The 8,612-nt window shown below is 37.1% G+C and carries 9 protein-coding genes; 7 read left to right on the top strand and 2 right to left on the bottom strand.

The annotated features are described in order from the left end of the window. Both A2003_RS02615 and A2003_RS02620 read left to right on the top strand, forming a co-directional pair. A partial coding sequence (locus A2003_RS02615; protein ID WP_286686763.1) for a ribose-5-phosphate isomerase A occupies window positions 1-255 on the top strand: 255 nt, incomplete at its 5' end. Beyond that, on the top strand, window positions 255-947 hold the full coding sequence (locus A2003_RS02620; protein WP_286686764.1) for a M48 family metallopeptidase: 693 nt from the start codon (window positions 255-257) through the stop codon (window positions 945-947). The genes A2003_RS02615 and A2003_RS02620, both read left to right, overlap by 1 nt. Here the strand turns inward: A2003_RS02620 and A2003_RS02625 are convergent. Beyond that, window positions 940-2,457 carry a hypothetical protein gene (locus A2003_RS02625; RefSeq protein ID WP_039047348.1) on the bottom strand — a complete coding sequence of 506 codons (1,518 nt, stop codon included), beginning with the start codon at window positions 2,455-2,457 and terminating at the stop codon, window positions 940-942. The genes A2003_RS02620 and A2003_RS02625 overlap by 8 nt on opposite strands. A 297-nt stretch (window positions 2,458-2,754) precedes the next feature. On the opposite strand from A2003_RS02625, the gene argC reads away from it, so the two are divergent. The 5 genes from argC (at window position 2,755) to A2003_RS02655 (ending at window position 8,001) form a co-directional block, all read left to right on the top strand. Continuing rightward, complete coding sequence (argC, locus tag A2003_RS02630) at window positions 2,755-3,810, top strand: N-acetyl-gamma-glutamyl-phosphate reductase (protein WP_171133436.1); 1,056 nt, start codon at window positions 2,755-2,757, stop codon at window positions 3,808-3,810. Between the two features lie 81 nt (window positions 3,811-3,891). After that, window positions 3,892-4,641: a DUF6776 family protein gene (locus A2003_RS02635; protein ID WP_039047346.1), complete on the top strand. Its 750-nt coding sequence runs from the start codon at window positions 3,892-3,894 to the stop codon at window positions 4,639-4,641. Between the two features lie 22 nt (window positions 4,642-4,663). Then, entirely contained in the window at window positions 4,664-5,074 is a 411-nt protein-coding gene (gene clpS / locus A2003_RS02640) for an ATP-dependent Clp protease adapter ClpS (protein WP_005402579.1), read from the top strand. Window positions 5,075-5,353: 279 nt separating this feature from the next. Further along, a complete protein-coding gene (gene clpA, locus A2003_RS02650) occupies window positions 5,354-7,639 on the top strand; it encodes an ATP-dependent Clp protease ATP-binding subunit ClpA (protein WP_004962073.1) in 2,286 nt (761 codons plus the stop codon). Continuing rightward, a complete protein-coding gene (locus A2003_RS02655) occupies window positions 7,639-8,001 on the top strand; it encodes a YnfA family protein (protein ID WP_039047345.1) in 363 nt (120 codons plus the stop codon). Before clpA ends, A2003_RS02655 begins: the two co-directional genes overlap by 1 nt. A 40-nt stretch (window positions 8,002-8,041) precedes the next feature. Here A2003_RS02655 and A2003_RS02660 read toward each other — a convergent pair. Next, on the bottom strand, window positions 8,042-8,612 hold a 571-nt coding region (locus A2003_RS02660; protein WP_286686765.1), incomplete at its 5' end, for an ATP-binding cassette domain-containing protein.

Raw genomic sequence — 8,612 nt, forward strand, 5'->3', positions numbered from 1 at the left:
CCGATGGCGCGATCAGCTGTTGCACGTAAAATTGTAGCTTTAGGCGGTGATCCTGTTTATCGTGAAGGTGTTGTGACAGATAATGGAAATGTAATTTTGGATGTTTATAACTTAAATATTTTAAATGCGATTGAGTTAGAGAAAACACTCAATAATATTCCTGGTGTTGTGACAAATGGAATTTTTGCTTTAAATGCAGCTTCTATTGCAATCGTAGCTACCAATAATGGTATCGAAGAACGTACTGCTCAATAATGCAATCTGTAAAATCAGACGAGAAACTACCAGAAATTAAAATGGTTCGACACGCAAGAGCTAAGAATTTACGCCTGCGTGTGGATCCAACTGGAATTCGTCTGACCGTGCCTTTATTTTGTTCACAGCGACAAATTCAGATGTTTCTCAATCAATCAGAACAATGGTTGATTGAGACATGGGAAAAACAACAAATGCAAAATCCCAAGTATTCAGAATTTCCTGAGCACTTACAATTGTTTTATCATTCAAAACCATTTTCTGTAATTCAACAATCTCAACGTATGATTTTTAAATTTGATTGGGAAAATAACATATTGCATGTTAAAAATGATCAGATTGAAAGAGCACTACAATCTGCTGTTTTATCTTACAGTAAAGAATTTTTACCCATATTCCTAAATGAGATCAGTAGAGAAATTGGGTTGAGTTTTAGGGACTGTTCAATTCGAAAACCAAAAACACGATGGGGTAGTTGTAGTTCGCAGCATGACATCATGCTAAATGCGGGTCTAGTACTTATGCCTGAATATTTAGTTCGATCTGTATGTATACATGAATTGGTTCATACGGTTCACTTTGACCATAGTGCAGTTTTTTGGGCTGAAGTTGAAAAACATGACCCAAATTATTTGGAGAACCGCAGGCAACTGAAAAATAATCAATTACCTGCGTGGTGGTATGTTAAATAAACTTACATTCAAGTTGTGTTTTTGATAATTGATCAGGTGCCTTTCGCACATCTAAACCATAACTAGCACTTTGAACTTGATTTTCCTTAATTTTTACTTGAAGGAAAGCATATTCTAATGAAACATTATTTGGTTCAGTTGAGCTACTATTTAGAATATATTCTCTTGTCGTTTTGTTGACTTGTAAAAGATTATCTGTACTGTCTGCATCAAGTACTGAACGATAAATTTGAGTTCCTTTGATAAGTTCAACCGCACCATTAGCGCGTATATTGAGTGTGCAGTTATTCGTATTGTCTTTATAACTACCAATTAAATATTCAATAGATGGCAAGTTGGGGTTTAGATTGTTAACGCCAGTTATTCCTTGTTTGCAGGCAAATAATGACCCATTACAAGTCTCAGTACTATCTATGAAACCAACAGCTCGGCGATAGTCTCCAGCACCAGACACTCTGAATACTTGTGAGGAGTTAAATCTAGGTTCCTCACCAGCATACAATTTATCCTCTAATTGACGATAGCCATCAGGATTAACAGTCGCTTGTTGGTAATTGTTTGCAAGTTTCAAAACCGCTTGTTTTAAAGAAGATGCGAATAAATTTCTGGTGTTCTCTTGATTCTTGGCAATATCAATAAGATTGTTTTTTGCAGGATCAACATTATCGGGTGGGGTTACCACTAATGTTTTTAAGACACTATTGTCCCCGCGAATAAGTTTTGCATCTAAATAACCATCTTTTAAATCCAGTGCAATGTTCTTGGTAAATTCATCATATGAATTTGTTGGATATACATTTGCCCATTGTTGAATATAACCAAAACTAAAGTAAGTGTTTATATATAGTGCAAGTCGAGAAACAATATCCTGTTGTGTGAACACATTAAGTTGGTTAGAAGTATTTAAATTAGGAAAGTCATTGCGGTGAAATGCTCTTAGAAGTGCTGTGTTTACATCTTGAGTGGCTAAAGATAAATGTAGCTCACTAATTTGAGTTGGATCTACTGTCTCATTTGGTAAATGACCAGACCGGATTAACGCACGCTGGTAGATAGCCTCAGAACTTGGATTGATGAAGATTGGTTGTGTTAAATTGCTAGTATCTACTTCGATCAATGCATGTTGTGTAATATTCAACGGTTTGTATAGACCACTTAGAAAATCAAAAACCAAAGAACTAGGTTTTGTTGATAATTCAATTCTATAAAGACGTTTAGTGTTTAAAACAGAAGGTAGTGTAACTGTAAGATTAGATGTCGTGCTCGCTTGTTGCTCTAAGACGAGTGTGTTGTCAAAGTTATCATATAACTTAACGACTACATCACGCATCTCAACCGGAACTTTGATATCGAAATTCTTTGGTTTAGGAACAGTCACTATAGGTGCTGGGTCATTTTTTGCTTCACTTTCACCACTACCACAACCAACCAAGGCTGTACTGATTAGTAAAGTGCTAACACCAAGACATAAAAATTGATTTAATCTTTGTTTTGTTCTCAAAGAAGGCATTCCAGCTCTCCAAAATTCTGCATCCATGAAAATTATTATTTCCGCTTGGGTTTTATTCTATGCGAATATCCTATTCATTCAATAGAAATTCATGATCAATGGTCGTTTGCTATCATTTTTTATAAATTAGATGCTTAAGTTTGACTTGTTCTATGCAATTAAGCCATCCCATGACAATTATTTAATGATACTTGAATTTAGTTTTCTTATAGAAATCTTCATACGTGGTGCAGACTTATAGATTGAGAAATATGAGTCAAACTGCCATACTAGCCAACAAATTCAAGTATTGAGGTGCTGCACGTGATTTCTGTTGGTATTGTTGGGGGAACTGGATATACAGGCGTTGAATTATTACGTCTTTTATTAAGACATCCGCAAGCCCGAGTTGATGTTTTAACATCACGTACAGAAGCAGGAAAACGTGTAGCTGATATGTTTCCAAGTCTTCGTGGACACACTGAATTAGAGTTTTCTGATCTTGATCTAGATCGTCTCAAACAATGTGATGTTGTTTTTTTTGCAACGCCACACGGTGTAGCAATGCAACATGCTCAAGAATTGATTGATTCCGATACTAAAGTTATTGATCTAGCAGCTGACTTTCGTTTGCAAAATCTTGCTGAATTTGAAAAATGGTATGGCATGCAACACAGCTGTCCAACTGTTTTAACTGAATCGGTTTATGGTTTGACAGAGCTTAATCGTGAAAAAATCAAAAATGCGAGAGTAATTGGTAATCCAGGATGCTACCCGACAACAGTTCAATTGGGTTTGGCTCCGCTTCTAAAAAATGATACAACCCTTATCAATACTCAAAATATCATTATTGATGCGAAATCAGGTGTATCGGGTGCTGGACGAAAAGCAAGTCTTGGCATGATTTATAGTGAAAATGCAGATAACTTCAAAGCATACGGAGTTGCAGGTCACCGACATCATCCAGAGATAGTTGAGGCGCTTGAAAATATTTCTGGGCAAAAAGGGCAATTCAATCAAATTTTATTTGTGCCACATTTAGTGCCGATGATTCGTGGCATGCTAAGCACTATATATGTAGATTTAACAGCGCAAGGTCAGAAGTTGGATATTCAAGCTCTGTATGAAGATTTTTATAAAAATGAAAGATTTGTTGATGTTATGCCTGCTAATAGTTCACCTGAAACTCGTAGCGTACGCGGAGCGAACGAATTACGTATCGCTTTATATCGTTTGCAAGAAAATAAGCTGATTATACTTGTCGCTCAAGATAACTTGGTTAAAGGTGCCGCTGGTCAAGCGATTCAAAATATGAACTTAATGTTTAATTTTGATGAAGCTGCTGGCTTAGAAGGTATTGGTTTATTACCATAAAAAACGGTTTTGTACTTCACACACATTTAAATTTCGATTTAAATGTGTGTTTTGATGTAAGTCATAACGATAGAGATGATGATGGATAACGTTGATCCGACTATTTCACCAGATAGTTCCGCTAACAAAAATAACTTTCTCAAAACGAATTTACCTTTAGTGATTGCTGCTACAGTATTAATCGGTGGCAGTTTTATGCTTGGTTATACCGTAGGTCATCGTCAAGGATTAACAGTTGTTGGTTATGATGCAGATGCAGAGCAGTTAGTTGAAGTTGTACAAAAGCAAAAGACTGCTTTAGATTCTGTTAGCAAAAGCTTAAATGCAGCTGTTCAAGAAAGAGATATGGCTGTAGGAAATGCTGATGAGCTGTTTAAAGCGATAAATCAAGCAAATGCTGATAAAACTCAATTTGAAACAATGAATGCAATTTATCGTGAGACATTGAGACAGCGTGGCGGCGTTAGTTTAACAATTCAGAATCTAGCCGTTAAATCACTTCCTGAAAATGCTTATGAGTATCAAATTGATTTAATCCAAGTAAGTCCAAGCAAGCGTCGTGCTGTAGGTACAGTTGAGTTGCGATTGATTAAAGATACAGAAATACTTGTAGTGCCATTAGAAGACAAGAACTTTAATTTTGATGATTTTGAACGATTGACTGGCCGTTGGACAATGCCAAAAGGTTTTGTCCCTCAGTTTATTGAAGTAAGATTATCAAGTGGTGCTTCACCTGTGATTAAGAGATTTAGTTGGCAGCGTGGTCAACCAGTAGATGTAAGCTCTGCATTTGTTTCTGAAATTCCACAAGCCGAAGCAAATGCCCAATAATTTAGTAGATCAAGTAACCAATATGCGAAGATATAAACGTCAGATGAGTTTAAGTGAAGTGAAAAGTTCTTTTCAGCAGTCAGGATTAATTGATTGGCACTTAGGTCCACGTTTGAGTGACTCGCATGAGGATCATGAAGGAGAGGTTGTTGTGCAAACAGCTCCTCCTGAATTAAAACGCCCACCTTTATACGCAGTTGTTTTATTGAATGATGATTACACGCCAATGGACTTTGTCATTGAGATTTTACAAAGTTATTTTGGGATGGATTTTGATCAAGCGAGTCAAGTGATGTTGACCGTTCATTACGAAGGTAAAGGCACTGCGGGTGTATACCCAAGAGATATTGCTGAAACCAAGGCGAATCAGGTAAATAATTATGCTCGATCGCAGGGTCATCCATTACTTTGTCAAATTGAGCCAAAAGCATAATTTTCTATAAATTTAGAATTAAAAAATAGATTTGCTGTCAATTTAAACAGTTGATTGACTTTTATGCTGTTTGTAATTGAATTTTTACAACAATATGTTGTTTTGAATCTTGACCAAGATGCTCAACTAATGCTAACAGTAGATTATGAAGCAAAGAGTATAGTAGCCGCCAAATTTCATTGCGATTACAGCAGCTCAAGCGGATTAAATCCATAATTAGCTCTTTCATGAAAATTCATATATTTCGGAATGAAAGAGCCCAAGAGATAAGGGGGTTACATGCTCAGTCGTCAATTAGAAGTATCGTTACGTTTGGCTGTTAGCATGGCTCGTCAAAAGAGACATGAGTTTTTGACAGTTGAACATTTGTTGCTTGCCTTGCTAGATAATGACTCTGCCGTAAATGCTTTAAAAGCATGCGGTGCAGATATCGTTACTTTGCGTAAAGAATTAGAGGAATATGTAGAGCAACATACCCCAAAACTTGGTGATAATAACGAACAAGCTCCTCATCCAACAGAGAGCTTTGATCGTATTCTACAAAGAGCGATTTTCCACGTGCAATCGAGTGGCGGTGATCGTACTGTAGAGGGCGCTGATGTACTCGTTGCGATGTATTCTGAACGAGACTCTTTTGCGGTTTATTTATTAAAACGCCATCAAATCAATCGTCTTACTTTAACTCAGTACTTGTCTCATGGAACTCGCAAAGATGAGATTCAAGTTGAAGAAGAAGTGGAAGATATTGAAGGTGAAAATGCAGCCTCTGCGAATGCTGGCCCTTTAGAACAATATACGCTTAATCTTAATATTGAAGCACAAAAGGGTAAAACAGATCCATTAATTGGGCGTGAGAAAGAAATTGAGCGCGCTGCACAAATTTTATGCCGTCGCCGTAAAAACAATCCGCTGTTAGTTGGTGATCCAGGTGTTGGTAAAACATCTATTGCAGAAGGTTTGGCATGGTTGATTGTGAATGGTAAAGCACCAAAACCACTTGCTAATGCTGAAGTTTATAGCTTAGACATCGGTGCTTTGGTTGCAGGCACGAAGTATCGTGGTGACTTTGAAAAACGTTTAAAACAATTGTTAAATGCTTTGAAAAAGAATCCGAACGCGATTTTATTCATTGATGAAATTCATATGATTATTGGTGCAGGCTCAAGTATGGGTAGCACTATGGATGCATCGAACTTAATCAAACCAGCTTTGGCAAATGGTAGTTTACGTTGTATTGGTTCAACTACTTTCCAAGAATACCGTCAAGTATTTGAAAAAGATCATGCATTATCACGCCGATTCCAAAAAATTGATGTGAATGAGCCGAGTGTGGGTGAAACAATCGAAATACTTCGTGGCTTAAAAAGTAAGTTTGAGGATTTCCATCACGTTGAATACGAAGACAAAGCACTTGTTGCAGCAGTAGAGTTGTCAGCTAAGTTTATTCATGATCGTTTCTTACCAGACAAAGCAATTGACGTAATTGATGAAGCTGGTGCTCAACGTCGTCTTAAAGCTGAAGCTGATGGATCAATGATTTCAGTAGAAAACATTGAAGATATTGTTTCCAAGATTGCGCGTATCCCACCTAAGACTGTTTCTAAAGATGATAAGACTGTTTTAGAGAACTTAGAGCGAGATCTAAAACGCGTTGTATTTGGTCAAGATGAGGCGATTACAGCACTTGCTTCAGCAATTAAATTGTCGCGCGCAGGTTTAAAAGCACCTGATAAACCTGTCGGTAGTTTTGTATTTGCTGGGCCTACAGGTGTAGGTAAAACAGAGGTCACTAAACAACTTGCTAAATTACTAGGTGTTGAGTTAGTACGCTTTGATATGTCTGAATATATGGAGCGTCATGCTGTATCGCGTTTGATCGGTGCGCCTCCAGGTTATGTTGGTTATGATCAAGGGGGGTTACTGACTGATGCGATTCATAAAAATCCACATTGTGTACTGTTGCTTGACGAAATTGAGAAAGCACATCCAGATGTATTCAACTTGTTATTACAAGTAATGGATCATGGGGCTTTAACCGATAATAATGGTCGTAAGTCTGATTTCAGAAACGTTATTATTGTGCTCACGACAAATATTGGTGCAGAAAGCATTTCTCGCGCAAGTATTGGTTTTACAGAGCAAGATCATAGTGCAGACAACCAAGACGCAATGAAACGAGCATTCTCTCCCGAGTTCCGTAACCGTTTAGATGGTGTGATCCAGTTTAAAGCACTTCCTACGACTGTGATTGAATCAGTAGTTGATAAATTCTTAACTGAGTTACAAGCACAGTTGGATGAAAAGCAAGTTGTTCTTGAAGTTGATCAAAGTGCGCGAGATTGGTTGTCAACCAATGGTTATGACCGTCTGATGGGTGCTCGCCCAATGCAACGTTTAATTCAAGAGCATCTGAAAAAGCCGCTTGCTGAGATGATCTTGTTCGGAGAGCTTGCTGAGCATGGTGGAAATGTTGCCGTTTCTGTGAAAACTGAAGATGGTAAAGATGTTGGTCTGAAACTAGAGGTATTTGAAGATCATATTAATCCGAGTGCTGAACCTGCTTAATGTTTGAATTGTCATCTTCTATAACCCAAATACTCAAAGTGTTTGGGTTATTTTTCATTACAGCTATTGCTGAAATTTTAGGTTGCTATTTTCCATACTTGATTTTGAATCAAGGGAAGTCACATTGGTTGTGGATGCCCACAGCATTAAGTTTAGCTATTTTTGTATGGCTGCTTACATTACATCCAGTAGCTTCAGGTCGTATTTATGCGGCATATGGCGGGATATATATTTTTACAGCACTGTTGTGGTTACGTTACATCGATCAAGTGATGTTATCCCGTTGGGATATTTTAGGTGTACTTATCGTGTTATGTGGTGCGGCAATTATTATTTTACAACCACAAGGTTTAGTTCGCTAATCATCAGCATGACAAATTCATTTGCCATGCTGATTTAAGATTAATTCAATAAATAACTTTCTTCTATGCTGCATTCTTTTACAAAGAGCTCATCATGAGAAACTAAGATGACGGAGCCATGAAATGAACGGATAGCATGAGCTAAAAGTTCTCGTGATTCTATATCTAAATGGTTGTCTGGCTCATCTAAGAGTAATAGTTCAACTGTTTGGAATTTCAAAGCAACTAAAGCGACCTTTAAACGCTCTCCACCACTCAGAGTACTTATCGGAGCAAGCGATTTATCTCTACAAATTTGTAGATTTCCTAAAGCTGTTCGTATTTGTTGCTCAGATAGATTTGAGTCAATACTTTTAAGAAATGCATAAGCGGATATATTTTGATTGAGTAAACAAAGATTCTGATCTAAATATAATAATTTCGCATTTGAATAGATTTCTCCAGCTATAGGTTTGATTAAACCTTGAATAGTTTTAAAAAAAGTCGATTTACCGCAACCATTTACACCCTTCAAATGTATTTTTTCTCCTGCTTTAATCGCAAGCTGAATTGGATTTGTACTGGCGTAAGCTATTTTTAATTCATAACAGCGTAATATTTCTCCTGATATT

It is taken from the genome of Acinetobacter sp. GWC1_38_13 (genome assembly GCF_001767535.1).
GTDB classification, from domain to species: Bacteria; Pseudomonadota; Gammaproteobacteria; order Pseudomonadales; family Moraxellaceae; genus Acinetobacter; species Acinetobacter junii.

Coding starts and splice junctions, on each gene's coding strand:
- clpS (WP_005402579.1), top strand. CDS start 4,664: ATGCGAAGATATAAACGTCAGATGAGTTTAAGTGAAGTGAAAAGTTCT.
- A2003_RS02620 (WP_286686764.1), top strand. CDS start 255: ATGCAATCTGTAAAATCAGACGAGAAACTACCAGAAATTAAAATGGTT.
- A2003_RS02635 (WP_039047346.1), top strand. CDS start 3,892: ATGGATAACGTTGATCCGACTATTTCACCAGATAGTTCCGCTAACAAA.
- A2003_RS02655 (WP_039047345.1), top strand. CDS start 7,639: ATGTTTGAATTGTCATCTTCTATAACCCAAATACTCAAAGTGTTTGGG.
- clpA (WP_004962073.1), top strand. CDS start 5,354: ATGCTCAGTCGTCAATTAGAAGTATCGTTACGTTTGGCTGTTAGCATG.
- A2003_RS02625 (WP_039047348.1), bottom strand. CDS start 2,457: ATGCCTTCTTTGAGAACAAAACAAAGATTAAATCAATTTTTATGTCTT.